The sequence below is a fragment of the Bradyrhizobium sp. USDA3516 genome (assembly GCF_057651995.1).
In genome coordinates this window covers 252,104-278,343 of record NZ_JBYGYN010000005.1, presented here as the reverse complement: position 1 = coordinate 278,343, position 26,240 = coordinate 252,104, and the positions used below count along the sequence as shown (strand labels likewise).

Sequence of the window (26,240 nt, the reverse complement as noted above, 5' to 3'; positions counted from 1 at the left end):
CTCACTTGAAATTGTCCCAGCCCGGGTCGGGCGCGAAACGCGCGCCGAATCGTTCCGCCAGCGCGCGCAGAGTGGATACGATGTTTTCCACGCCGCGTGCGCGCGCGTAATTCAGTGGGCCACCGCGGAAGGGGGCATAACCCGTGCCGAAAATCATGGCGCCGTCGACGGCATCGGCGTCGTCGACGATGCCCTCGCGAAGCGCCGCGACGCAGACGTTGGACATCGGCAGCACCAGGCGGTCGATCATCTGGTCGGTGACGCGCGGTCCGGTCTCCGGCAATGGTGCTTTCTCCGCCTTGCCGTCCTTCCAGGTGTAAAAACCCTTGCCGGTCTTGCGGCCGAGCTCGCCCTTGGCGACCTTCTCGCGCAGCCAGGCCGGCGTCGGCGGCAGGAGATCGCCGAACTTGGTGCGCAGCATGTCGCCGACGTCGAGACAGATGTCGAGCCCGACCTGATCGGCCAGCTCGATCGGACCCATCGGCATGCCGAACTGCTCGGCCGCTTCATCGATCAGGCGCTGGTCGATCTTCTCGTCCAGCATCACCATCGCTTCCAGCATGTAGGGCGTCAGCGCGCGATTGACGAGAAAGCCGGGCGAGCTCTTTACAGGCAAAGGCAGGCGGTCGATCGCTCCGACGAAGGCGAGCGCCTCTTTCAGAACCTGTGCATCGTTGCCGTCATGGCTGACGACCTCGACCAATTGCAGCCGCGACACCGGATTGAAGAAATGCAGGCCGACCAGGCGGTCCGGCCGCGCCAGCGTGGCGCGCAGGTCCTGCAGCGGAATGCTGGACGTGTTGGTCGCAAGGATCGCGCCGGGCTTCATGCGCGGCTCGATGCCGGCATAGACCTTCTGTTTCAGCTCCAGCTTTTCCGGCACCGCCTCGATGATGAGGTCGGCGCTGCGAATGCCCTCGCCGTCCATATCCGGCATCAGGCGATCGAGCGCGTCGCGTACGTCGGTGGGCTTGCGGATGATCTTGCCGTAGAGGTCGGCCGCGCGCTTCACCGCGCCTGCGATCGGCTCCGGCTTCATGTCGGCGAGCGAGACGCGAAGGCCCTGCCCCGCACACCAGGCGGCGATGTCTCCGCCCATCGCGCCGGCGCCAATGACATGGACATGCTTCACTGAGCTGCCGGCGCCTGCCACCTTCTTCATCTGCTCGCGCAGGAAGAAGACGCGGATCAAATTCTGCGCGGTCGGCGTCACCATCAGCCTGGCGAACGAGGCCTGCTCGGCCTTCAGCATCGCGGATTTGCTGCCGCCATGCGTTTGCCAGAGATCGATCAGCGCGTAAGGCGCGGGATAATGCTCGCGCGATGCGGCCTTCGCTGCCTCCGCGCGCATGCGCTTGGCCAGCAGGCCGCGCACCGGCCCGAGATTGGCGGCGCGCGTCAGCAGTCCAGGCTTGGCCCGCTTCAGGCGGCCGAACAGCGCATCCTTCACCGCGCCTTGGACATGCCGCTCCTGCGTCACGGTGTCGACGAGGCCGAGCGCCTTGGCGCGGCGGGCGTCAATGGTGCGGCCGGTCAGCATCAGGGCCATCGACTGGGTCGGGTTGACCAGCGCCGTGAACCGCGCCGTGCCGCCAAGACCAGGATGCAGGCCGAGCATCACCTCCGGAAAGCCGAAACGCGCCCCCTCGATGGCGATGCGCACCTGGCAGGCCAGCGCCACCTCGAGCCCGCCGCCGAGGCAGAAGCCGTGGATGACCGCGACCGTCGGCAGCTTGAGCGCTTCCAGATGGTCGACCACCGCGTGCGCGGCGCGGATGCGCGTCTCCACCATGCCGGGATCGCTGGCACCGCGGAATTCATTGACGTCGGCGCCGGCAATGAAGCCGGACGGCTTGGCCGAGCGGATGACGAGACCAGCGGGACGCTCGGTCTCGATCGCCGCGAGCACGGCGTCGAACTCCTCCATCACGTCGGAGGACAGCGTGTTGGCGCTGGCGTCAGCGCGGTCGAACAGCAGCCAGGCGACACCGCCTTCATCTCGCGTCAGCTTGAAGTGCTTGTAGGGCCCCTCCGGCGCCGGGCGCGGCCCGAGCTCCAGCACGCGCTCGGCGAGCACGGTCATGATCTTTGAATCCATGGTCATACCGCCTCGATCAGCATGGCGCCGCCGAGCCCGCCGCCGATGCATTCGGTGGCAATTCCGCGCCGCGTGCCGAGCCGCTTCATCGCGTTGACGAGATGCAGCACGATGCGGTTGCCGGAGGTGCCGACGGGGTGGCCGAGCGAAATCGCGCCGCCGTCGACGTTCAGCCTCTCGCGGTCGATCTCGCCGGCCGCGCCGTCGAGCCGCAATATTTCGCGGCAGAACTTGTCGTCATTCCAGGCGGCGAGACAGCCGAGCACCTGCGTTGCGAAGGCCTCGTTCAGCTCCCAGGTCTCGACGTCCTTGAGGGTGAGGTCGTTGCGCTTCAGCAGCGGCGTCACCGACATCACCGGACCGAGCCCCATGATGCTGGGGTCGAGCGCGGCCCAATGGCTGTCGACGATCGCAGCCTTCGGCGTCAGCTTGTGCTTTGCAACGGCGGCGTCGGAGGCGAGGATCACCCAGGAAGCACCGTCGGTGATCTGCGAGGAATTGCCGGCGGTGACCTGGCCCCAGGGGCGCTCGAACACCGGCCGGAGTTTTGCCAGTGTCTCGGCGGTGGAGTCCGGACGAACGCCATCGTCATGGTCGAAGAATTTGCCGTCGCGGGAAAACGCAGTCTCGACCTCGCCCTTCAGATAGCCTGCGCTTTGCGCATGCGCGAGCCGGCGATGGCTCTCGGCCGCATAGGCATCCGCCTGCGCGCGCGTGATGCCGAAGAGATGGCCGACGACCTCGGCGGTCTGGCCCATGTTCAGCTCGGTGACGGGATCGGTCAGCCCGCGCTCGAGGCCGATGATCGGCTTGAGATCGCGCGGCCTCAGCCTGAACGCCGAGGCGAGCTTCGCGGCCATGCCCTTGGCGGTGGCAAGGCCGGCGAACCAGCGCACGCCGGAATTCGGCCAGACCAGCGGCGCGTGGCTGAGCGCCTCGGTGCCGCCGGCCAAAATCATGTCGGCATGGCCTTCGCGGATATAGCGGTAGGCGGTGTCGATCGACTGCATGCCCGAGCCGCAATTGATCTGCACGGTGAAGGCGACCATGTCCTCGCCCATGCTGAGCCGGAGCGCGGCGACGCGGGCAGGGTTCATCTCGTCCGCGATCACGTTGACGCAGCCGAGGATGACCTGGTCGAAGCTGTCGGGCGAGAACGGCTGGCGCGCCAGCAGCGGCCGGCCGCATTGCACGGCGAGATCGACCGGCGTGAAGGGCCCGGGCCCCGAACGCGCCTTCAGGAACGGCGTCCGGCTGCCGTCGACGATGAATACCGGTCGTGCCATCAGCTCGCCGCCCTCTGCTCACCGAGTTCCTGGAAGAACTGATGCACATTGACCGTTTTCTTGTAAATCGGCGACAGCGCGTCCGGCGCAAAATCGTCGACCTCTATCACTTTTGTGACGGCCTGGCGGGCAGCGGCGAGTTGCTCGCCCTCGGCTTGCGTGATCACGCCCTTCGTGACCGCCTCCTTCCAGTCGCGGATATGCGCAGCACGCATGCGCCTGGCGATCGCATCCGTCGCCGCGACCAGCGTGAACGCGCGCTCCAGCCGGGCGAAGCCGCCGTCGTCCTCGACATGGGCCAGATCCGGCGTGAGGCGCTCGCGTGCCGCTGACGGCTCCAGCACGATGGCAGCGCATTGGTGCACGACGCGATCGGACGGGCCGAGCACGCGAGCGCCGAACGGCTGGACCACGAGCCTGAGGAAGCCGGCGACGAAGCGGTTCGGCAGATTGGCGAGGATTTCGGCGAGCCGGTTCTCGATGGTTTTGAACCCGGTCGCCATGCACCATTCCAGCGCGGCAAAGTCCTCCTTCTGCCGCCCCTCGTCCTGCCAGCGCTTCAGCGCGGCCGAGAGCAGATAGAGCTCGGACAGGATGTCGCCGAAGCGGGCCGACAGCATTTCCTTGCGCTTGAGCGCGCCGCCGAGCGTCAGCAGCGCCATGTCGGCGCAGAGCGCGAAAGCCGCGGAGTAGCGCGAGAGCTGGCGATAGAACGTGGTGGCATCGCCCGCATCGGGCGCTGGGGCGAATGCGCCGAAGGTCCAGCTGCGCCCCAAGGCGCGGAAGAGGGTCCGGAAGCTGTGGCCGACATGCTTCCAGAACGCCTTGTCGAACGCGCTGAGGCCGCGCTCGCGATCGCTATCGGCGAGCGCGTTCATCTCGTCGAGCAGGTGAGGATGGGCGCGGATGGCTCCTTGCCCGAACACGATGAGATTGCGGGTCAGGATGTTGGCGCCCTCCACCGTGATGCCGACCGGCACGGCGCGGTGCAGATTGCCGAGATAGTTTTGCGGGCCGTCGATCACGGCCTTGCCGCCATGGATGTCCATGGCGTCATCGATCGCGGTGCGCATCCGCTCGGTCGCATGCAACTTCATGATGCCGGAGATGACGGCGGGATGAATGCCGGCATTCAGGGCCGCGCAGGTCAGCCGGCGCGCGGCGTCGAGCTGGTAGGCGGTCGCGACGATGCGGGCGAGCGGCTCCTCGACGCCTTCGAACTTGGAGATCGAGATGCCGAACTGCTCGCGGATGCGCGCATAGGCGCCGGTGGTGCGCGCGGCATAGGCGGCCCCGGCGGCCGACAGGGACGGCAGCGAGATGCCGCGGCCGGCCGCGAGCGCGGTCATCAGCATCTTCCAGCCCTGCCCCAGCCGCTCCTTGCCGCCGATGACGTAGTCGAGCGGGATGAAGACGTCGCGGCCCCAGTTCGGGCCGTTCTGAAAGACCTGCATCGAGGGCAGATGACGCTGCCCGATCTCGACGCCGGCCAGGTTCGTCGGGATCAGCGCCACGGTGATGCCGAGCTCTTCCCGGCTCGCCACGAGATGATCGGGATCATAGGCCTTGAAGGCGAGGCCAAGCAGCGTCGCGACGGGACCGAGCGTGATGTAGCGCTTGTGCCAGTTGAGGCGGAGGCCGACGACCTCGCGACCCTCGAACTCGCCCTTGCAGATGATGCCGGTGTCGACCATCGAGGCGGCGTCGGAGCCGGCTTCCGGGCTGGTGAGGCCGAAGCAGGGAATCTCGCGGCCGTCGGCGAGGCGCGGCAGCCAGCGCTGCTGCTGCTCAATGGTGCCGAAGCGCATCAGGAGCTCGCCCGGGCCGAGCGAGTTCGGCACCATCACCGTGACCGCGGCGGCGATCGAGCGGGTCGAGATCTTGCGCACCACTTCCGAATGCGCGTAAGGCGAGAAGCCGAGGCCGCCGTACTCCTTCGGAATGATCATGCCGAAGAACTTCTCGCGCTTGACGAAGTGCCAGACGTCCGGCGGCAGGTCGCGCGATTCCCAGAAAATCTTCCACTCGTCGAGCATGGCGCAGAGCTCGTCGACGGGGCCATTGAGGAAGGCCCGCTCCTCGTCCGTCAGCGTCGCCTGCGGGACCTTCAGCAGCTTCGACCAGTCGGGGTTGCCGGTGAAGAGATCGGCATCCCACCAGACGTCACCCGCCTCCAGCGCTTCGCGCTCGGTTTCGGACATCGCCGGCAGCACGCCGCGCGCCCATGAGAAGATCGGCTTTGTGATGGTGTCGCGGCGGAAGCTCATGGCGGACCTCATGCATCGGCGCGGTTGTCGGGCATTTTAGCGGAAATCAGCTGGCGGAGGCGAACATCTCGCCTGCAACATTGCCGCGGCCGGGCGGCCGCCCGAGCCATAACGGCGGGGGCGCGGGGACAGTTCCGGGAGGGGAAACGGGTTAACTATCTGTCGACGTCATTCCGGGCTCGCGCCTGACGGCGCGCCCCGGAATGACGGAAGTGGCCTAATCCGGCCGCACCATCTCGAACATGTTTTCCGGCTTGATCTCGAAATAATCGCCGCGCCGGCCGGCGCGGACGATGGGGCGGGCGGCGGCGGTCTGGTAGACGCCGTCCTGGATCAAGGCCTTGTCGATGTGGACGGCGACGACTTCGCCGAGCGTCAGCCAGGCGTCGGCCTCCTTGCCGTCGGCGCCCTTGAGGCGGACGATGTCGGACACCTTGCACTCGAAGGCGACGGGGCTCTCAGCCACGCGCGGCACGTTGACGAGCTTGCCGGCCACGGCGGTGAGGCCCGCGACCTCGAACTCGTCGACCTCGGGGGCGACATGCGCCGCGGTCGCGTTCATGTGCTTGGCCAGATCCATCGTCGTGAGATTCCAGACGAACTCCCGGGTCTGCTCCATGTTCGCCACCGTGTCCTTCCAGTTGGTCGAGGAGAAGCCGATGATCGGCGGCACGTAGCAGAACGCGTTGAAGAAGCTGTAGGGCGCGAGGTTGACATGGCCCCTGGCGTCGCGCGAGGAGATCCAGCCGATCGGCCGCGGCGCGATGATGGCGTTGAAGGGATCGTGCTTGAGGCCGTGGCCCTTGGAGGGCTCGTAGAAGTACAGGTCTTTGTCGGTCACGCGCTGCTTCCTTTTCGTCATTGCGAGCGCAGCCAAGCAATCCAGAACCCCTCCGCGGAGACAGTCTGGATTGCTTCGCTGCGCTCGCAATGACGGAGTTTGTGGGTCCGTCCCGGTCCGCCTCCGGCGGTCGTGCCGGGGCGATCAGTCTGCTTATATGAGAAAACGCCCCGCCCCGTCAGTGGCGCGGCGACAGACCCGCGATGACGAAATCGATCATCTGGTCGATGGTCGGGCCCGGCTTGGTGGCGCACTGGGCGATCATCTGGGGGTGGAAGAAGCGGATCATCGCGGAGCAGGAGCAGAGCGCGGCCAGTTGCAGGTCCGGCGCTTCGAACTCCCCGGAGGCGACGCCTTGCTCGATCATCTGGCCGATCATGCCGGCAATGCACTCCATATGGGTGACGCAGACATCCCAGTCCTCCTCCATCGCGATCGCAACCATCTCGTGCAACTTGTTGTCGCCGACATAGCGCTCGGTGTTCATGCGATTGATGGTGGTGAGCAGCTCGCGGAAGCGCTCCTTGACCGGACCGGGCCTTGCCACGATCCGCTGCGCCTCCAGCTCGACCTCGCCCATCAGCGAGCGGGCCACCGCCTGATGGATCGCCTTCTTCGATTCGAAGAAGCGATACACGTTGGCGGGGCTCATTCTGAGCTCTTTGGCGATGTCGCCGACGGTCGTCTTCTGGTAGCCGATCTGGCGGAACAGCCGCTCGGCCACCTCGAGGATGCGATCCCGGGTGTCGACTTCGATATGTTCCGAAACAAGGGCCATCAGTCAGGACTCGCTGGTCAGCAGTCTTCTCATCTATTCAGCCGCTTCGGCAAGCGGAATTGCGTGCGGGTCATCGCTCCCATGCTGCGGCGCGGCGGGCTGCTCGGGCGTTCCGGCCTCGTCCAGGCTCTTGCGGAACCACAGGGCGTAGAGGCCCGGCAGGTAGAGCAGCGTCAGGAAGGTCGCGACGAACAGGCCGCCCATGATGGTGATCGCCATCGGGCCCCAGAAGGCCGAGCGCGACAGCGGGATCATGGCGAGAATGGCGGCGAGCGCCGTCAGCACCACCGGGCGGGCGCGGCGGACGGTTGCCTCGACGATCGCCTCGCGCCGGGTCAGGCCGTGGGAGACGTCGGTCTCGATCTGGTCGACCAGGATGACCGTGTTGCGCATGATCATGCCGGCGAGCGCGATCAGGCCGAGCAGCGCCACGAAGCCGAACGGGGCATTGGCGACGTTGAGGCCGAGCGAGGCACCGACGATGCCGAGCGGCGCGGTCAGGAACACCAGGATCAGGCGTGAGAAGCTCTGCAGCTGGATCATCAGCAGCGTCAGCATCACCATGACCATCACCGGGAAGAGGATGAAGATCGAGGCGTTGCCCTTGGCGGATTCTTCGAAAGCGCCGCCCGGCTCGATCCGGTAGGCCGGCTCGAGGTGATCCTTGATCGCCTTCAGCTTCGGCGTGATCTGGTTGGTGACATCAGGGGCCTGCACGCCGTCGACGACGTCGGAGCGCACGGTGATCGCCATGTCGCGGTTGCGCCGCCACATGATCGGCTCCTCATGGGCATATTCAATTCGAGCGATCTGCTGCAGCGGCACGGCGACGCCGTTGCGCGAGGTGATGGTGAGATCGCCGACGCCGCCGAGGTCGAGGCGCTCGGACGGGATCGCGCGGGCGACCACGCCGACCTTCTCGATGCCGTCGCGCACGGTCGTGACCTGCGCGCCCGAGATCAGCATCGCGAGCGCCTGCGAGACGTCCTGCGGGGTCAGGCCCATGGCGCGGGCGCGGTCCTGGTCGACGACGAGCTTGAGGTAGGGCGACTGCTCGTTCCAGTCGAGCTGGACGTCCTTGACGCTCTTGTTCTCCCGCATGACGTCGCGGACCTGGTAGGCGATCTCGCGGACCTTGTTGGCATCGGGGCCGATCACGCGGAACTGCACGGGGAAGCCGACCGGCGGACCGAAATTGAAGCGGTCGACGCGCACGCGTGCCTCGGTCAGGAAGCCCTCCGCAGCCGCGGTCTCGATCTTGGCCTTGATGCGCTCGCGCGCCTCGACGCCCTTGGCGACGATGACGATTTCGGCAAAGGCCTCGTTCGGAAGCTGCGGGTTGAGGCCGAGCCAGAAGCGCGGCGAGCCCTGGCCGACATAGGCGGTATAGGTCTCGATGTCCTTGTCGTCCTTGAGCAGCGTCTCGGCCTGCTTCACCGCCTTCTCGGTGACGTTGAAGGCGGTGCCTTCCGGCAGGCGCAGCTGCAGGAACAGCTCGGGGCGCTCCGAGAGCGGGAAGAACTGCTGCTGGACCTGGCCGAAGCCGACGATCGAGGCGACGAAGACGCCGACGGTCGCGACCACCACGGTGATGCGGTGGTTGACGCACCATTTCACGATGGCGCGCAGGCCCCGGTACATGCGGGTCTCATAGACCGCATGCGGATCATGGTTGTGGTGCGCCTTCATCTCCGGCAGCAGCTTGACGCCGATATAGGGCGTGAAGATCACCGCCACGAACCAGGAGGCGACCAGCGCGATCGCCACGATCCAGAAGATGCTGCCGGCATATTCGCCCACTGCGGAATTGGCAAAGCCGATGGGGAGGAAGCCAGCGGCCGTGACCAGCGTTCCCGTGAGCATCGGAAACGCAGTAGATTCCCAGGCAAAGGACGCCGCACGCATGCGGTCCCAGCCCTGCTCCATCTTCACCACCATCATCTCGACCGCAATAATGGCATCATCGACCAAGAGCCCGAGCGCGATGATCAGCGCGCCGAGCGTGATGCGGTGCAGGTCGAGCGACATCGTGTTCATGACGATGAAGACGATGCCGAGCACCAGGGGCACCGACAGTGCGACCACGATGCCGGTGCGCCAGCCGAGCGCCAGGAACGAGACGAACAGCACGATGACGAGCGCTTCCATGAAGGAATGCACGAACTCGCCGACGGCGTGCTCGACCACCTTGGGCTGATCGGCGATCAGCTTGACGTCGATGCCCTGCGGCACGGCCTTCATGAAGTCGGCGGTGGCCTTCTCGACCTCCTTGCCGAGGTCGAGGATGTTGGCGCCCTTGGCGGTGACGACGCCGATGCCGATGGCGGGCTTGCCTTCCTGGCGCACCACGAAGCTCGGCGGATCGACATAGCCGTGGGTGACGGTGGCGATATCGCCGAGACGGAACACGCGGCCGTTGCTCTCGACCGGCGTTTCGGCGACGGCCTTGGCACCATCGAGCGCGCCGGTGACGCGCAGCGGCACGCGCTGCGAGGAGGTCTCGACCGTGCCGGCCGGCGTCACGTTGTTCTGCTTGGCGAGCGAATCGAACAGCGCCTGCGGCGTGATGCCGAGCGTGGCGAGCTTGGCGTGGCTGAACTCGACGAAAATGCGCTCATCCTGGTTGCCGTAGACGTCGACCTTGGTGACGCCGGGCACCTTGAGCAGGCGCTGGCGAAAACCTTCGGAGACCTTCTTGAGCTGGGCATAATCGGCGCCGTCGCCCGTCATCATGTAGAGGATCGAATCGACGTCGGAGAACTCGTCGTTGACGACGGGCCCGAGGATTCCGGACGGCAGCTGGCCCTGCACGTCGACCAGCTTCTTGCGCAGGAGATAGAAGAGATAGGGCACGTCCTTCGGCGGCGTGTTGTCGCGGAAGGTGACCTGGAGCGCGGTGAAGCCGGGCTTGGAATAGGTCTGCACCTTCTCGAAATAGGGCAGCTCCTGGATCTTCTTCTCGATGGGGTCGGCAACCTGGGTCTGAATTTCCTGCGCGGTCGCGCCGGGCCACATCACGGAGACGTTGACCACCTTCACCGTGAAGAACGGATCTTCGGCGCGGCCGAGCTTCTCATAGGAGAAGAAGCCGGCGACGCCGAGGATGATCATCAGGAAGAGCACCAGCGTCGGATGGCTGACGGCCCAGGCCGAAAGGTTGAAGCGCTTCATCGCACTCTCCGAAAGACGATCCAGTTGCAAACAACGACAGCCGCTCTGTTCAAACCGTCGTCGCGAGGCAGCGAAGCAATCCAGGGGGCTGGGCAGGTTCTGGATCGCTTCGCCGCTTCAGCCTTTGCTTAGGGACAAAGGCCGAAACTCACCTCACACGACGTTACTCACTTCTCTTGCCGTTCCGGGGCGACCACAGGGCGACCCCGGAATGACAGGACTAGAAACTCAGCGACGACACGATCCGCACCCGCTGGCCGGGATCGAGCTTCTGCACGCCGAGGGCGACGATCTTGGCGCCCTCGTCCACGCCGCCGGTGATGACGACGTCCTTGCTCTCGTAGGACTTCACCGTGACCGGCTTGAGCGTGACGCCACCGTTGTCGTCGACGACGTAAAAGGAGGGCTTGCCGCCTTCGTTGAAGAGTGCCGACAGCGGCAGCCGCGCGACCCGCTCACTGGCGGCATCCGACAGCGTCAGCGTCGCCGTCATGCCGAGCGCGACCTTGTCGTCGGCCTCGGGCAGCGAGAACTTTGCAAGATAGGTGCGCGTGGCGGGATCGGCCGCCGGCGCGATCTCGCGCAGCTTGGCCGTGTATTTCTTGTTCGGCTCGGACCAAAGAGTGACGCTGGCGACGCCCGACTTGGCGCGTCCGACCAGCGTCTCAGGGATCGCGACGACCGCTTCCTTCTCGGCAAAGCGGGCGACACGGATCGAAGCCTGGCCCGCGGCAACCACCTGGCCGGGCTCGATCAGCGTTGCGGTGACGACGCCACGGGCGTCGGCGTTGAGCGTCGCGTAGGAAAGGGAATTCTTGGTCAGTTCGACCGAGCGCTCGGCCCGGTTCAAGCGCGCACGGGCTTCATCGGCGGCGGCGCGACTCGAATCCAGCTGCGCATCGGTGGTCCAGCCCTTGGCCTTGAGGTCCTTGGCGCGCTGCTCGGCGGCGGCGGCCTGGGCCAGCACGCCGGTTGCGGCGGTCTGCTCGGCAACGGCCTGCTCGGCCTGCAGCTTCAGGTCGACCTCGTCGAGGGTAGCGAGCGGCTGGCCGATCTCGACCGTCTGGCCGACTTCGACGAGGCGCTTGGCAACCTTGCCGGCGACGCGGAAGCCGAGATCGCTCTCGATCCTGGGACGGATGGTGCCGACGAAGCTGCGCTCCGGGGTCTCGGCGGCGTAATGGGCGGTTGCCACCAGAACCGGCCGCGGCGGTTCGGCCTTCTCGGCGACAGTATCATTGCACCCGGCCAGCGAAACGGCCATCAGGGCGAGCGCGGCTCCTGCCAAAAGCTTGAAATAGCTCGACAAAATCGACCGGACGAACATCGAAGGACACTCCTGCATCTCGATTGAGAGGAATGTCAACTGTTCACTGATAAAAGTCAATAATCGTCAGTCATCAGGAATGCGTGATCGTTAAGGGGTGGTGAGGAGGATTCAGTCTAACGCGAGGTACTATTGTAGGACGGACAAAGCGAGCGTGCCCACAGGAGCGATCTTTCGGGCAGGACGGTGGGTACGGTGCGAAGAGCGCCCCCGCCCACCCGAGAGCAACGAGCCTCTACCGCCCCTGGTCGGCGAATTCGTGCTTGCTGTCGTGGCCGCCGAGGAACACCAGGATGCCGGCGAGCAGCGGCAGCACGGCGAGCACCAGCAGTCCCGTGGAGGTCTGCCCCGTGGCTTCCTTGACCCAGCCGATCAGGTACGGCCCGCCGAAGCCGGCGAGATTGCCGACCGAGTTGATCAGCGCGATGGCGCCGGCGACCGCCGTGCCGGACAGCCAAGCGGTCGGCAGCGTCCAGAACACGCCGAAGCAGCAGAACACGCCGATCGCGGCCACCGTCAGCACGACCATCGTCAGCGTGGGATCCGTGAGATAGGAGGAGACGCCGAGCGCAATCGCGGTGAGCAGCAGCGGCGCGCCGACATGCATGACCCGCTCGCGGCTCGCATCCGAATGCCTCGCCCACAGGATCATGGCGATGGTGCCGAACAGATACGGGACCGCCGTGACGAATCCGGTCTGGGCGTTGGTGAGGCCGAACGCCTTGACGATCTGCGGCAGCCAGAACTGCATGCCGTAGAGCGCGCCGACGAAGCCGAAATAGACCAGGCTGAGCGCGATCACCTTCGGTGAAGACAGCGCCTCGCCGAGCGAGAAATGCTTCACCGCCTGCTTGGCCGCTACTTCCGAATCCAGCTTCGCCTTCAGCCAGGCCTTCTGCTCGGCCGAGAGCCAGTCCGCCTTCTCCGGCTTGTCGGTGAGATAGAACCAGGTGACGATGCCGAGCAGTACCGACGGGATGCCCTCGATGATGAACAGCCACTGCCAGCCTTTCAGCCCCATCATGCCGTCGAGTCCGAGCAACAGGCCCGAGATCGGCGCGCCGATCACGGTCGAGACCGGCACCGCGATGGCGAAGGCCGCAAGAAAGCGGGCGCGATATTCGGCCGGATACCAATAGGTGAGATAGAGGATGATGCCGGGGAAGAAGCCGGCCTCGGCTACGCCGAGCAAGAAGCGCAGGACGTAGAAGCTGGTGACCCCGCTGACCACCGCCATCAGCGCCGAGATGATGCCCCAGGTCAACATGATGCGGGCGATCCAGCGGCTCGCGCCGAATTTCTCCAGCGCGAGGTTGCTCGGCACTTCGAAGATGAAATAGCCGATGAAGAAGATGCCGGCGCCCCAGGAGAAGATCAGCGGCGTGAATTTCAGGTCCGCGTTCATGGTCAGCGCGGCGAAGCCGAGATTGACGCGGTCGAGATAGGAGAAGAAGTAGGCCAGCACCAGGAACGGAATCAGGCGCCAGGAGATGACGCGGATGGTCGAGGTTTCGATGTCGCTCTTGCTGGCGCTTTCCGCACCGCCGGCGGAACCGGCATAGGTGGTCTGGCTCATGGCTTCCCAGGTTGTTGCTTTTCTTGAGCCGCGGTTTTGAGCATCGCGCGCGAAGAGTCAATGGAGCGAGCAATGCACGGAGCGCAGCCGGATCAAGCCGTTGCGCCGATGCAGAAGCCTCTCACTCCGCGAGCTGGAACCGCTCGAAGCGATCGAGCTCGTCTTCGATCTTGCGCTTCAATTCCTTGCGACCCGCCGTCTTCCTGCCTTGCCCGACCCAGGTCCATTTCTGCATCAACAGCTTCTTGTTCTGCCGGTCGGTCTTGAGATCGAGTGCGGCGACGATCTCGTCGCCGACCAGCACGGGCAGCGCGAAATAGCCGAGCTTGCGCTTTTCTTTCGGCACATAGGCTTCGAACAGGTGGTTGTAGCCGAAGATGAGATTGGTGCGCTTGCGCTGGATGATCAGGGGATCGAACGGCGAGAGGATGTGGACGAGATCGGGAGACACCTCATGCGGCTCCAGCGCTGCGAGCGAGGCCCAGTGCTCCTGCTTGCCCGCGCCCTCGATCGCGACGGGCACGAGCTCGCCGCGGCGGACGCGCGAGGCGATCAGGCGCGCGACCGGCTTCTTGCTGGGCGCATCGAGATGGCAGACCGAATCGAGGCTGACCACGCCCTGCGAGCGCAACGCGCGGTCGAGCAGATAGGCCGTGATCTCGCTTGCCGGCGCCGGCTTCGGCAGCCTGTCCCAGCCGAAATGACGCGTCGTCAGCTCGTAGGTCTTGAGCATGCCCTGGCGCGCGCTGATGGTGACGGCGCCGGTATAGAAGGCGAGCTGCAGCGCCTGCTTCGACGGCTTGCGGCTCTGCCACAGATGCTCCTTCTCGACGAGCACGTCGTCGTCGATGTCACGGATCGTCAGTGGACCTGCGCGCAGCAGCCGCATCACCTTGCGCGTGTCGGCCGGCTTCACCGAGCCGAACCATTTGTGCCCCTCGCGGCGGTGCTCGCGCATCGCCGGCAGGAAGAAGCGGAAGTCGTTCGCCGGCACGTAGGAGAGCGCGTGCGTCCAGTACTCGAACACGGTCTTGTCGATGCTCTGGGCATGGCGCAGATCGGCGCGGCGGTAGGACGGGATCCGGCTGAACAGGATGTGGTGATGGCAACGCTCGATGACGTTGATGGTGTCGATCTGCACATAGCCGAGATGGGCGACAGCGGCCGAGACGGCCAGTGCGCCTTCGCCGAACGGAGCGCGGTCGGTCAGCCGCTGGGCATGCAGCCAGATCTGCCGGGCCCGTGTCGTCGAGAGCGGAAGGGGTTTGGGCGTGCGGGACATTGCAGCGTGCAATGTAGCGGGATTCGCCGCGAGGGAAAAAGCGGGGCACGAAAAAGCCGCGCTGCCATCTGCTGCCAGCGCGGCCATGACGTGTGGGATCAGGCGGAAGCCTACTTCTTCATCGCCATCGACTTCTCGGCGCTCATATAGTGCTTGCACGCTCCACGCATGTTGCCCTTGCTCATGTCGGAATTGGCCGCGGCCATCGACTTCCTCGCCGCGATCTTGGCGGGCGTGTCTTCGCCGCCCATGCCGGCAACGAGCTTTGCCATGTTTGCACTGGTGCACGCCATCTTGGCAGCAGATGCGGGGGACAGAGCAAGTGCGGCGAATGCCGTCGCGAGCAACAGGGTCTTCATCAAGATCTCTCCTCGAATAGGAAGCCGGCCTGATGCCGGTCAACGCGACTGCCATTCTTCAGCCACAAGTTTGCAGGGAAAAGACAATTTCGTTGCTGCACTGCGGTGATAGCCGCTTTTCAGCGTGCGGCTTTTGGGCGCTCCCCGACGCCGGAAACACAGTGCGGCCTGCTCGAAAGCAGACCGCCAATGATCGACTCGCACCAGAGTGCCCTGGGCTTGCCACTTCGAATGTGACCAATATCACATCAGAGCCATTGAACCTGCCCTACGCTCGCAGCATCAAATCGCCATCAGGCGTAACAGCGAGGATACCACGATGACCCATTTCAATAAGTCTTTTGGACTGACGGCGATCACCCTGACAGCCGTCCTGTCGATGACGGCGAGCCTTGCGCTGGCTGGCGACGCCAAGTTCTCAGCCGACCAGATCGTCGATGCGCTGAAGCCGAAGCCGGCGACCCGTGGCCTGTCCGTTGGCCCCCAGACCGACACGACCGTGCAGGCCAAGGAAGCGACCTTCCTGAACACCGTGCGCAACCGCTCGACGCGGTCACTCTCGACCGGCGAACGCGAGCAGATCGCCGAGCTGGCTGCCACCAAGCCGAAGATCGATCTGGAGATCCAGTTCGACTACAATTCGGCCGACATCGCCAAGACCTCGATGGCCTCGGTGCAGGCGCTCGGCAAGGCGCTGTCCGATCCGGCGCTGAAGGGCTCGACCTTCGTCGTCGCCGGCCACACCGACGCGACCGGCGGCGAAGCATACAATCAAGGTCTCTCCGAACGGCGTGCCGACACCATCAAGAAGTACCTGATGCAGAATTACGGCCTCAACGGCAACGATCTCGTCACCGTCGGCTACGGCGAGACCAAGCTGAAGGATGCCGCCAACGGCGCTGACGCCGTCAACCGCCGGGTCCAGGTCGTGAACATGGACACCAAGACCGCGGCGAAGTAACTCGCGGCTCCTGGGAAAAACACGCCGCCTGCCGCAGCCCGGCAGGCGGCGAAATCATATCCAGCTTTGGAACAGCATCAGCCGGTTGAAGCTCCCCATCGACGTTCCGACGAAGGCCGCGGAGATCGGCAGCATCACCGCAAAGCCGATCACCGCGACGCCGACATAGGCCCACAACAGCCAGCGCGGCAGCCCCTCGCCGCGAAGCACATAGACCAGTGCCAGGGACGCCGTGGTCGCGGCCGGCAGATAGTAATAGATGAAGCCCAGCGTGCGCGGCAGCAACGCCCAGGCCAGCCAGGGACCGAAGTAGAATGCCGCGATCAGGAATGCGTCCCAGCGCCGCGCCACGATGAAATCGCGGAGCACCATGGCGATTGCGGGCAGAGCCGGCCACAGCACGAGCGGATTGCCGAGGAAGACGATCGCGGCGATGTGGTCCTCCGCGGTCTTGTCGAACAGGAACCAGACCGGCCGCGCAAGCAGCGGCCAGGACGGCCACGCGCTCATATAGGTGTGGCCGGCGATGGCCATCGTGGTGTTGTCGGCAAAGATCCGCCGCTGCGCCTCGATCAGGTCCGGCAGCGACAATCCGTAGAGCGGAACGAAGGCGGCAAGATAAGCCACCGCCGGCAGGACGGCGAAGCAGAGCGCGACATGATGCAGCTTCAGGCCGGGCCAAAGCTCCGGTCGATACCAGTCGTCCGGCTTTGCATCCTCGAACAGCGTGTGCCAGCCCTGCATCAGGCGGATCACCGCAACAACGACGATGCAGACACCAAGCGGGAACAGGCCGCTCCATTTACACGCGGCCGCAAGACCGAACAGGCTGCCCGCCGCCGCGAACAGCGCTTGCGGCCGGTCTCGTCGAAACCCATGCATGAAGGCGGCGGTGGCGAGCAGGCCGAAGCCGAGCGCGAAGACATCGAGCATCGCGATGCGCGCCTGGACGTACAGCATCTGGTTGAAGGCTGCGATCAGCGCGGCGGCGATCGCCGGCGACTGCGCGGCGAACAGCGCGAGTCCGCACAGATAGATCGCGACGATCGCGAACGCGCCGAACAAGGTCGCGGGATAACGCCAGCCAAGCGCGTTGTCGCCGAACGTTGCGATCGATGCCGCGATCAGCTCCTTGGCCAGCGGCGGATGCATCGGGTTGAGCATCGGCTGCGACATCGCAGGCGCAAGCGTTTGGCGCGCCGCCGGCACGTAATGCACCTCGTCGAACACGAATTTTTCCGGCGTGGTGACTCCGATCAGCAGCGCCAGATGCGCGATCAGGAAAATCGCGACAGCAATCACTGCGCTCCGCGACACCTCAGGAACCGCAGGCAATTCGCGCATCTTTTGTGGGGCTGTCTTGCGTGGCAAATTGGCTTCACCGCGGAGAAAAATAAACTGCTTCCCGTCATTGAACGCATTCTGCCGCAACTGTCACTAAGCATGACGCACGTCCCGCGCCGCTTGTGATAATTCCGCCACATCAGAAGCGTGCGCGATCCGGTACGATCAGGGACACATCGATCGGTTGCGAAATGAATTTGCGTTTTTGGCTTTTCTCCACACTGCTCACGGCCGCAATCTGCGTGGCATCCGGCGCCCAAGCGCAGACGCGCGTCGGCCAGGCCGTCGTCATCCAGAACGAAGTGGTGCGCGTCGCCACGACCACGACGCCGATCAATGTCGGCGACAGCATGCTGCGCGACGAGACCGTGCGGACCGGCGCCGACAGCGCGGCGCGTTTCGTGATGGCCGACAGCACCAATCTGTCGCTCGGGCCGAGCGCCACGCTGAAGCTCGACCGCACCGTCTTCAACGACGAGCGCAGCTATCGCGACGTCGCGATCCGCATGACCACCGGCGCGTTCCGCTTCGTCACCGGCAATTCCGATAAGTCCGCCTACAAGATCACGACACCGCTCGCCACGATCGGCGTGCGCGGCACCACGCTGGACATCCTCTCGCAGCGCGGGCGCTCCGTCGTCGTGCTTCAGGACGGTGCAGCCAGCGTGTGCACGAGAAGCGGCCAATGCGTGCAGCTCACCCAGCCCGGCGAGACCGCGGTCATCACCTCGACCGGCGGCAAGGTGAGCATCACCAAGTCCAACACGCCGCCCTGGACCTTCGCCGCCAATTGCGCCGCCAGCGCCGGTTTGTGCGCAATCAACCAGTACGCCGGCGCCTCGCCGACCATCACGCCTGCCGTCGAGGACGACGCCATGCTGTGCGGGCGCTGACGATGGCGAAATTCGACTTCCGGCTCTTCCTCACCGGCCTGCTGACCATGGCCGCCGCGCTTGCGTTTGTCGCGCTCGATGTTCGTCAAGCGGCAGCCCAGGCGGCCTGCGAAACCGGATGCGGCGAGCCGATCCCCAACCCGACCTATTCGCCGTCGCCAACGCCGACTTATTCGCCGTCCCCGACACCGACATACTCTCCGTCGCCCAACCCGTCGCCTTCGCCGAGCCCCAATCCCTCGCCCTCGCCTAGTCCGTCTCCGGCACCGAGCCCGACGCCGACCGGCGCGGATTCCAGTGGCAATTCGATCGGCGGCCTGGCCAATCAGCGCTTCAACCAGATGATCACCAACCGGGTGCTCGGCACGGTGCTGCTCGGCGTCAACGAGCAGATCAATTGCGGCGACTGCATCAGCGCGTTCGGCTCGGCCGGCTCGTTCTCGGCCGGCATCCACGGCCGCAAGGCGCTCACCAACAATCTCTCGCTGCTCGCCGGCATCGCCTATACGCACTACGAAGGGCGCGGCTACGAGATCACGAGCGCACCGATCGGCGCTTTCGCGCTACGCTACGACTTCACCGATTGGGGCTCGTCGCGCCCGTTCTTCGACGTCGGCACGATCCTGACGCCGTGGGAGAAGGCGCGGTACACCCGCAGCTACGACACCAGCCTCGGCCCGGTGAGCGTGACCAGTTCGGCCAACGCCTCGAATTACGCCGTCTATGGCCGGGCCGGCTGGATCAGCCGCCTCTCGCCGCGCGACGAGGTCGCGGCCTCGATCGAGGTCTGGCAGCTCTGGCAACGCGTCTCCGGCTATCGCGACAGCGCGGTCGGGTTCAATCCGTTCGACGCCAGCATCGCTGATGGCACCGACCGCACCAGCCTCGTCAAGATCGGCGGCCAGTGGACGCATCTGTTCGGCAGCAACATCGAGACCAACATCAATGGCGGCTGGGTGCAGTCCTTCGCCAGCCACAGCGGCATCGTCGCCACCGTGACCGGCCAGGGCACCGTGGTACCGACCATGGGCAACCAGGGCTGGTTCGAATATGGCGGCCGCCTCGGCTTCCGCGTGCAGAAGGGCTGGATCGTGGACCTCTTCGCCAACGGCACGCTGGGCCCGCAGCCGGTCGGCAACACGATCCACGGCGGCGTGGGGCTGCGGATTAATTATTAACGCCGGGCACAGTCTCGTAGGGTGGGCAAAGCGAAGCGTGCCCACCAACTCTCGCGATCGGGGATGGATGGTGGGCACGGCGCAAGAGCGCCTTTGCCCACCCTACGGCACCTGTGCTGGTCTCACGCCGCCGACTTGCCCTCGAACGCGCGCCGCAGCACCTCGACGTCCAGCTTCACCATCTTCATCATCGCCTGCATCGCGCGCGCCGCTGCGGCCTTGTCCGGGCTCGACAGGAACCCGAACATCGCCTTCGGCACGATCTGCCAGGCCACGCCCCAGCGATCCCTCAGCCAGCCGCACTGCTCCGCCTTGCCGCCATGGGCGAGGAACGCGTTCCAGACGCTGTCGACCTCTGCCTGGTCGTCGCAATGGATCATCAGCGAGATGGCGTGGGTGTATTCCATCTTCATGCCGCCATTGAGCGCGACCAGCTTCTGTCCGGCCACGGTGAACTCGACGACGAGCACGGAGCCTTCCTTGCCGGAGGGGCCGTCCGAAACGTTGCGCTGAACGTGCGTGATCGCCGAATTCGGGACCAGGGAGACGTAGAATTTTGCAGCGTCCTCGGCATCGCCGTCGAACCACATGCAGGGCACGAGCTTGGACATGGTGAATGCTCCTCTTCAGGTCTGCGGGGTGTCGGCTCAGGCGTTCGCCATATCGGGCTGCAGAGGGGCGGCCGAAAGATCCATCCAGTTCACGCCCCACATGTGGCCATCCGGATCCTCGAAGCTGCGGCCGTACATGAAGCTGTATTCGTCCTTGGGGCCGGGATCGGCCACCCCGCCTGCAGCTGCGGCCCTGGCGACGAGATCGTCGACATCGCCGCGGCTGTCCGCCGACAGGCAAAACAGCACCTGGTTCGAGGTCCTGGCGTCCGCAATCGGCTTCGGCGTGAACTGGCGGAATTTGTCGTGGGTCAGCAGCATGGCGAAAATGGTCTCGGAAAAGACCATGCAGCTCGCGGTCTCGTCGCTGAACTGCGGGTTCTTGACCGCGCCGACCGCCTCGTAGAAGGCGGTCGCACGCTTGAGGTCGGTCACCGGCAGGTTGACGAAGATCATCTTGGGCATCGGACGCTCCTTGGCGGGGTTCTGGCCAAGGACGGATGGCCAGGCAGCCATCCGACATCACTTCCGACAAATTTTTCGGACCCCGACTGCGGGCCCCTATCGCACCGCTCTCCGCGCCCTGAAGAGACTTACTTCTTCTCGTTGGGATCCCGGTGCACCGGGTCGATCCACAGCACGGTCTCGGGCTTCTCCACCGGCTCGATGTCCAGGTTGATGGCCACGGCCTCGCCGTCGCTGCGCACCAGCACGCATTCCAGCACCTCGTCGGGGCTGGCGTTGATCTCCTGGTGCGGCACGTAGGGCGGCACGAAGATGAAATCGCCCGGACCGGCTTCCGCGGTGAATTGCAGGCTCTCGCCCCAGCGCATGCGCGCCTTGCCTTTCACGACATAAATGACGCTTTCGAGATGGCCGTGGTGATGCGCGCCGGTCTTGGCGTCCGGCTTGATGCTGACGGTGCCCGCCCACAATTTCTGGGCGCCGACGCGGGCGAAATTGATCGCGGCCGCACGGTCCATGCCCGCCGTCGAGGGCACGTTGGTATCGAGCTGATTGCCGGGAATGACGCGAACGCCGTCATGTTTCCAGCGATCATCATGATGATGACCATGGTCATGGTGGGAATGCGAATGGTCATGGCCGGTCATGGGACTTGCTTTCTGTTGGTTCCGTGCGCGGCAAACTAACCCAAAGCCGCCACCGCAAGCCATACCAAATTCGGAACCCTCGTAGCCATCAGGCGTTGTCATTCCAAGCAAACTGAAAGGAGATTTCCATGGGCAGCACGACTGACAAGATCAAGGGCACCGCCAATGAGGCGATCGGCAAGGCCAAGCAGGGCATCGGTGAAGCCACCGGATCCGATCGCATGAAGGGCGAGGGCGTGGTACAGGAAGTGAAGGGCAAGGGCCAGCAGGCCATGGGCGATGCCAAGGACGCCGCGAAGGATGCGATGGATCGCGCGGCCGCTGCGGCTCGCCGCGCGGCGGAGTAACGCGCGTTGGATTGAAAATGAAAAGACCGGCCGCAAGGCCGGTCTTTTTGTTTTGTCTTGCTCCGTCATCCCGGGGCGATCGAACCCGGGATCTCGAGATTCTCAGGTGCGCAAGCGCGCACCAGAGTTTGGTGCTACGCACCGCCCCGGAATGACGGCTGCGCCGTCACTTCACCGCGAGCAATTCCACGTCGAACATCAGCGTCGCGTTCGGCGGGATCACGCCGCCGGCACCGCGGGCGCCATAGCCGAGCTGCGGCGGGATGATCAGCGTGCGCTTGCCGCCGACCTTCATCGAGGCGACGCCCTCGTCCCAGCCGGCGATGACGCGGCCCTTGCCGATCGGGAATTCGAACGGCTCCTTGCGATCGACGGAGCTGTCGAATTTCTTGCCCTTCTGGCCGTTCTCATAGAGCCAGCCGGTATAGTGCATCACGCAGATCTGACCGGGCTGCGGCGAGGCGCCAGTGCCCACGGCGGAGTCGATGATCTGCAAGCCTGAAGCTGTGGTCATGGTCTTTCCTGCGGTCTGGGCCGAGGCCGTGGTGGTAACGAAATGCGACACGCTGGCGATCACGGTGATCGCGAGTGCCGACATCAGGGCGAGGAGCGCGCGCTGGAAACGCTGCATAAGACACCTTCCGTTTGAGGCGGGAGGTGTCTAACCCAGGGCGGGCGAGGATTCCACCCCTCACACCTCGATATTTTCCAGCCGGACCGGCAGCCTGCGGATGCGCTGCCCCGTGGCATGGTAGATCGCATTGCAGATCGCAGCATTGGTGCCGACATTTCCGAGCTCGCCGAGGCCCTTCACGCCGACGGGGTTGATGCGATCGTCCTCCTCGGACAGCAGAATGACCTCGACACCGGGCACGTCGGCATTCACGGGGACGAGGTAATCGGCAAGATTGTCGTTGACGTAACGTGCATTGCGCTCGTCGATCTCGGTGGCCTCGAGCAGCGCCGAGGACATGCCCCAGATCAGGCCGCCCATGAGCTGGCTGCGCGCGGTGCGCGGATTCATGATCCTGCCTGCCGCGAACGCGCCGACCAGGCGGGGGCAGCGGATCTCGTGCGTGAAGCGATTGATGCGGACCTCGACGAACTCGGCGCCGAAGGCATAGGCGATCTGGTCCTTCATTTGGTGGCCGCCGACCAGCCGCACCTGCCCGCTGTGCATGGCCCTGAATGAGTCCATCGGCGCGCCTTCCGGCTTCCACTCGCCATATTCTTCGACCACGCCGACGCCGAGCGCATCGAACGCCTTCTCGATGTCGAGCGGACGATCGCCCTTGGCCGCCTGGGTCGAGGGTGCCGGGCTGATGCCGACGGTCTCCTTGGCCTTGTCGGCAAGGCTGTCGCTCGGCATCAGCGCCTTGAACAGCCGCTGTCGGATCTGATCGCACACCATCATCACGGCCGAGCAGGTGCTGGCGGTGGAATTGGAGCCGCCGGCAACCGGCGCGGGCGGCAGGTCGCTATCGCCCATGAACACCGCGACCTTCTCCAGGGGCACGCCGAGCCGCTCGGCCGCGGTCTGGGCTATGACGGTGTAGGCGCCGGTCCCGATCTCATGGCCCGCGATCTCGACGCGCGTGCGGCCGTCGCGCTGCAGGCGCACGCGCGCCGCGGACGGCGCCATCGCCGTCGGATAGCAAGTGGCGGCGCAGCCGTAGCCGATCAACCAGTCGCCGTCGGACATCGATTTCGGCTGCGGCGAGCGCTGCGACCAGCCGAACGCCCTGGCGGCTTCGTCGAAGCACGCCATGAGCGATCGCGAGGTGTAGGGTTTGCCATCGATGGGATCCCTGGTGGCGTCGTTGACGCGGCGCAGCTCGACCGGATCCATGTTCAGCTTCACCGCGAGCTCGTCCAGCGCGCTCTCCAGCGCGAACAGGTACGGCACTTCCGGGGGCGAGCGCATGAAGCCGGGCGTGTTGCGATCGGCACGCACGATCGAGACCAGACTGTCCACGTTCGGGCAGGCATAGAGCCGCGTCGTGGTCTTGGTGCCGCCGACGCAATAGGGGTCGGGGCGCGAGGAGACTTCGGCCCCCTCATGCCTCAAAGCGACCAGCTTGCCGTCGCGGCTCGCACCGAGCTTGATCTCGTGACGGGTCTCGGCGCGATGAGTGGTAATCGTGAAGCCCTGGTCGCGGGTCGGGACCAGCTTGATCGGACGGTTCAGACGCCTTGCGATGGCGGCGATGATGGCGGTGCGCGGCGTCATCGAGCCGCGCGCGCCGAATCCGCCGCCGACATAGGGATTGACCACGCGCACCTTGTCGGCGTCGATGCCGAGCTGCTCGGCCACGCCGTTCTTCAGGCCATGGACATACTGGCTGCCCTCGTAGATGACGAGATTGTCGCCCATCCAGGTGCAGCTGGTCGTGAACAGCTCCAGCGGATTGTGATGCTGCGTCGGCGTCTCGTAGGAGGCAACGAGCTTGACCTCGGCCGCATCGAACGCCTTGGCGAAATCACCGACCTTCGGGTCTTCCTTGAACTGCGAGTTTTGGCCTTTCGCGGCGGCTGTCGTCGTCCCCGGCGAGTCGAAGGTCGCGCTGGGCGCAACGGCGGTATAGCTGACCTTGACGCGGTTGGCCGCTTCGCGCGCGGCCTCGTAGCTCTCAGCGACCACCACCGCGATGATCTGGCCGTCATGGGCGATCTCGGCCGATTTCAGCGGCTGGATCGTGGTGCCGGCATAGCCGCCATTGCTGAACAGTTTCGACTCCTTCAGCTTCGGGGCGTTCTCGTGCGTGACGATCTCGACCACGCCGCGGACGCGCTTGGCATCGTCAAGCTCGAAGCGCTCGATGCGGCCCTTGGCGATGGCGCTGGTGACCAGGAACGCGTAGGCCGGATTGTCCAGCGGCATGTCGGAGGCATACGTCGCCCGCCCCGTGACCTTGGCGGCCGCATCATAGCGCGGTACGGGCTGCCCCATATTCGTCTTGGGCCCTGGAGCTGCAGCGGTCATGATCAGATCTCCATCGTTACGGCCTGCTGCAGCGCGCGTGCCACGACACGCTTGCCGAGCGCGATCTTGAAGTTGTTGTGCTTGCGGCCCTTGGCGTCCGCAAACGCTGCATCGGCAACGCGTTGCGCAAGGCCGTCGTCGAACTTCTGTCCCTTCAACAGCGCCTCGGCCTCACGCGCCCGCCACGGCACGGTGGCGACGCCGCCCAGTGCGACGCGCGCGTCCCGGATCGTGCCGTCCTGGACGTCGAGCGCAATCGCGGCCGACGACAGCGCGAATTCGTAGGATTGCCGGTCGCGGGCCTTCAGATATACGGACCGTGGCCAGCGGCCGGAAACGGAGAACGCCGAGATCAGTTCGCCGGGCTGAAGCGCGGTCTCGATGTCAGGCGTGCTGCCCGGCGCCTTGTGAAGCTGCGCGAACGGCATACTGCGCGTACCGGCCTTGCCGGTGATCTCGACCATGGCATCGAGCGCGATCAGCGCCTGCGCGAAATCGCCGGGATACGTCGCGATGCACTGATCGGAGGTCCCGAGCACCGCATGCATGCGGTTGACCCCATCCATTGCGGCACAGCCGGAGCCGGGATCGCGCTTGTTGCAGTTCTCGTAGGAGACATCGCGGAAGTAGTTGCAGCGCGTCCGCTGCATCACGTTGCCGCCGAGCGTTGCCATGTTGCGGAGCTGGGCACTGGCGGCCAGCTTCAGCGAATCCGCGATCACGGGATAGAAGCGCTGGATCTCGGCGTGCGCGGCGACGTCGGACATCTTGGCCAGCGCGCCGAGGCGCAAGCCGTCGCCGCCTGGCGCGATCGCCGACCAGGCTTGGGCCAGCGGAGTGATGTCGACGATCGCGGCGGGCCGCATCACGTCGAGCTTCATCAGATCGATCAGCGTAGTTCCGCCGGCAAGCGGCTGCGCCGTCGCCTTCGTCAGCGGTTCGTTGGCGGCCGCGGCGCCGAGCGCCTGCACGGCCATGTCGGGGTCCGATGCTCTCTGATACGAAAACGGTCGCATGCGCCTAGCCTTTCATGATCTCGGGCGCGGCCTGCTTCACGGCGGCGACGATGTTGGGATAGGCGGCGCAGCGGCAGATGTTGCCGCTCATATATTCGCGGATGTCGGCCTCGTTGCCGGCATGGCCCTCCTTCACGCACGCGATCGCCGACATGATCTGACCGGGCGTGCAATAGCCGCACTGGAACGCATCCTGGTCGATGAAGGCCTGCTGCATCGGGTGCAGGCGATCGTCGGTGGCGAGGCCCTCGATCGTCGTGATCTCCTGCCCCTGGGCGGCGAGTGCCAGCGTCAGGCACGACAGCACACGGCGATCGTCGAGCAGCACCGTGCAGGCGCCGCACTGGCCGTGGTCGCAGCCCTTCTTGCTGCCCGTGAGCTTGAGGTGTTCGCGTAAGGCATCGAGCACCGTGGTGCGCGCATCGATGCTCAAGCGCTTGTCCTTGCCGTTGACGTTCAGCGTGACCTCGACCGGAAGCGACGGATCCTGCGCCGCCGGCGCCCGGGCATCCTCCGACGCCGCGCGCGCCGTCATCGGGATCAGCGCGCTGCCAGCGGCGCCGGCCATGAAGGCACGCCGGTCGAATCCGGACGATCTGGAACCTGGGTTGTCGGGCATGACAGGCCTCCGCTGCTGATCTGCAAAGCAGCGCACGCCTGCACCGCTCATCGCCCCTTAACCTGGAGCAATGAGCGCAGTTCCGGATGAGAGAAGGGGGGGGGGGGGGAGGGGAGAGAAGAGCGGCGTAAACCTTTCCTGAGCTGCAAAAGAGAAAGGAAAGAGAGAGACATAAACCAAAAGGCAAGAGG

Annotated in this window: 22 protein-coding genes; 4 read left to right on the top strand and 18 right to left on the bottom strand. The window is 65.3% G+C overall.

What is annotated here, in order from left to right:
• Position 1: 1 nt before the first annotated feature.
• The 10 genes from AC24YW_RS18300 to AC24YW_RS18255 all read right to left on the bottom strand — a co-directional run bounded on the left by AC24YW_RS18300 (position 2) and on the right by AC24YW_RS18255 (position 14,985).
• Positions 2-2,098, bottom strand: a complete 2,097-nt coding sequence (locus AC24YW_RS18300; RefSeq protein ID WP_487484226.1) for a 3-hydroxyacyl-CoA dehydrogenase NAD-binding domain-containing protein — start codon at positions 2,096-2,098, stop codon at positions 2-4.
• A 2-nt stretch (positions 2,099-2,100) separates the two neighbouring features.
• Entirely contained in the window at positions 2,101-3,384 is a 1,284-nt protein-coding gene (locus AC24YW_RS18295; protein WP_487484021.1) for an acetyl-CoA C-acetyltransferase, read from the bottom strand.
• On the bottom strand, positions 3,384-5,651 hold the full coding sequence (locus tag AC24YW_RS18290) for an acyl-CoA dehydrogenase (RefSeq protein WP_487484020.1): 2,268 nt from the start codon (positions 5,649-5,651) through the stop codon (positions 3,384-3,386). The genes AC24YW_RS18295 and AC24YW_RS18290 overlap by 1 nt, the downstream gene beginning before the upstream one ends.
• Positions 5,652-5,868: 217 nt before the next feature.
• Positions 5,869-6,492: a flavin reductase family protein gene (locus tag AC24YW_RS18285; RefSeq protein ID WP_487484019.1), complete on the bottom strand. Its 624-nt coding sequence runs from the start codon at positions 6,490-6,492 to the stop codon at positions 5,869-5,871.
• 178 nt (positions 6,493-6,670) lie between these two features.
• Positions 6,671-7,270 carry a TetR/AcrR family transcriptional regulator gene (locus tag AC24YW_RS18280; protein ID WP_487484018.1) on the bottom strand — a complete coding sequence of 200 codons (600 nt, stop codon included), beginning with the start codon at positions 7,268-7,270 and terminating at the stop codon, positions 6,671-6,673.
• Between the two features lie 33 nt (positions 7,271-7,303).
• Positions 7,304-10,441: an efflux RND transporter permease subunit gene (locus AC24YW_RS18275; RefSeq protein WP_487484017.1), complete on the bottom strand. Its 3,138-nt coding sequence runs from the start codon at positions 10,439-10,441 to the stop codon at positions 7,304-7,306.
• 220 nt (positions 10,442-10,661) lie between these two features.
• Positions 10,662-11,768 carry an efflux RND transporter periplasmic adaptor subunit gene (locus tag AC24YW_RS18270; protein WP_487484016.1) on the bottom strand — a complete coding sequence of 369 codons (1,107 nt, stop codon included), beginning with the start codon at positions 11,766-11,768 and terminating at the stop codon, positions 10,662-10,664.
• Positions 11,769-12,003: 235 nt separating this feature from the next.
• Positions 12,004-13,344, bottom strand: coding sequence for an MFS transporter (locus AC24YW_RS18265; protein ID WP_487484015.1), 1,341 nt, complete (start codon positions 13,342-13,344; stop codon positions 12,004-12,006).
• Positions 13,345-13,465: 121 nt separating this feature from the next.
• Positions 13,466-14,626: a winged helix-turn-helix domain-containing protein gene (locus AC24YW_RS18260; protein ID WP_487484014.1), complete on the bottom strand. Its 1,161-nt coding sequence runs from the start codon at positions 14,624-14,626 to the stop codon at positions 13,466-13,468.
• Positions 14,627-14,736: 110 nt separating this feature from the next.
• Complete coding sequence (locus tag AC24YW_RS18255) at positions 14,737-14,985, bottom strand: hypothetical protein (RefSeq protein ID WP_487484013.1); 249 nt, start codon at positions 14,983-14,985, stop codon at positions 14,737-14,739.
• Positions 14,986-15,304: 319 nt separating this feature from the next.
• On the opposite strand from AC24YW_RS18255, the gene AC24YW_RS18250 reads away from it, so the two are divergent.
• Positions 15,305-15,946, top strand: a complete 642-nt coding sequence (locus AC24YW_RS18250) for an OmpA family protein (protein ID WP_487484012.1) — start codon at positions 15,305-15,307, stop codon at positions 15,944-15,946.
• A gap of 54 nt (positions 15,947-16,000) precedes the next feature.
• Here the strand turns inward: AC24YW_RS18250 and AC24YW_RS18245 are convergent, their stop codons facing one another.
• The gene (locus AC24YW_RS18245) at positions 16,001-17,290 is read right to left on the bottom strand and encodes a phospholipid carrier-dependent glycosyltransferase (protein WP_487484011.1); all 1,290 of its coding nucleotides are present in this window, start codon (positions 17,288-17,290) and stop codon (positions 16,001-16,003) included.
• A 191-nt stretch (positions 17,291-17,481) separates the two neighbouring features.
• Between AC24YW_RS18245 and AC24YW_RS18240 the strand changes: the two genes are divergently transcribed.
• Together AC24YW_RS18240 and AC24YW_RS18235 are read left to right on the top strand one after the other, a co-directional pair.
• A complete protein-coding gene (locus tag AC24YW_RS18240) occupies positions 17,482-18,183 on the top strand; it encodes a FecR family protein (protein ID WP_487484010.1) in 702 nt (233 codons plus the stop codon).
• Positions 18,184-18,185: 2 nt separating this feature from the next.
• Entirely contained in the window at positions 18,186-19,361 is a 1,176-nt protein-coding gene (locus AC24YW_RS18235) for a hypothetical protein (RefSeq protein ID WP_487484009.1), read from the top strand.
• Between the two features lie 122 nt (positions 19,362-19,483).
• Here the strand turns inward: AC24YW_RS18235 and AC24YW_RS18230 are convergent, their stop codons facing one another.
• The 3 genes from AC24YW_RS18230 to AC24YW_RS18220 all read right to left on the bottom strand — a co-directional run bounded on the left by AC24YW_RS18230 (position 19,484) and on the right by AC24YW_RS18220 (position 21,084).
• Positions 19,484-19,972 carry a VOC family protein gene (locus AC24YW_RS18230; RefSeq protein WP_487484008.1) on the bottom strand — a complete coding sequence of 163 codons (489 nt, stop codon included), beginning with the start codon at positions 19,970-19,972 and terminating at the stop codon, positions 19,484-19,486.
• Positions 19,973-20,008: 36 nt separating this feature from the next.
• Positions 20,009-20,437 (bottom strand): VOC family protein, encoded by a 429-nt coding sequence (locus AC24YW_RS18225; RefSeq protein WP_487484007.1) that lies wholly within the window; start codon positions 20,435-20,437, stop codon positions 20,009-20,011.
• Positions 20,438-20,565: 128 nt separating this feature from the next.
• Positions 20,566-21,084 (bottom strand): cupin domain-containing protein, encoded by a 519-nt coding sequence (locus AC24YW_RS18220; RefSeq protein WP_128262978.1) that lies wholly within the window; start codon positions 21,082-21,084, stop codon positions 20,566-20,568.
• 128 nt (positions 21,085-21,212) lie between these two features.
• Here AC24YW_RS18220 and AC24YW_RS18215 point away from each other — a divergent pair, with 128 nt between their 5' ends.
• The gene (locus tag AC24YW_RS18215) at positions 21,213-21,431 is read left to right on the top strand and encodes a CsbD family protein (protein ID WP_145638967.1); all 219 of its coding nucleotides are present in this window, start codon (positions 21,213-21,215) and stop codon (positions 21,429-21,431) included.
• 166 nt (positions 21,432-21,597) lie between these two features.
• Here AC24YW_RS18215 and AC24YW_RS18210 read toward each other — a convergent pair whose 3' ends face one another.
• Genes AC24YW_RS18210 through AC24YW_RS18195 form a run of 4 tightly spaced genes read right to left on the bottom strand, consistent with a single transcriptional unit; the run spans position 21,598 to position 25,998 of the window.
• A complete protein-coding gene (locus tag AC24YW_RS18210; protein WP_487484006.1) occupies positions 21,598-22,062 on the bottom strand; it encodes an FKBP-type peptidyl-prolyl cis-trans isomerase in 465 nt (154 codons plus the stop codon).
• A gap of 60 nt (positions 22,063-22,122) precedes the next feature.
• Positions 22,123-24,414, bottom strand: a complete 2,292-nt coding sequence (locus AC24YW_RS18205; protein ID WP_487484005.1) for a xanthine dehydrogenase family protein molybdopterin-binding subunit — start codon at positions 24,412-24,414, stop codon at positions 22,123-22,125.
• Positions 24,415-24,416: 2 nt separating this feature from the next.
• Positions 24,417-25,430, bottom strand: a complete 1,014-nt coding sequence (locus tag AC24YW_RS18200) for an FAD binding domain-containing protein (protein WP_487484004.1) — start codon at positions 25,428-25,430, stop codon at positions 24,417-24,419.
• A 4-nt stretch (positions 25,431-25,434) separates the two neighbouring features.
• Positions 25,435-25,998, bottom strand: a complete 564-nt coding sequence (locus AC24YW_RS18195; RefSeq protein WP_487484225.1) for a (2Fe-2S)-binding protein — start codon at positions 25,996-25,998, stop codon at positions 25,435-25,437.
• Positions 25,999-26,240: the final 242 nt, after the last annotated feature.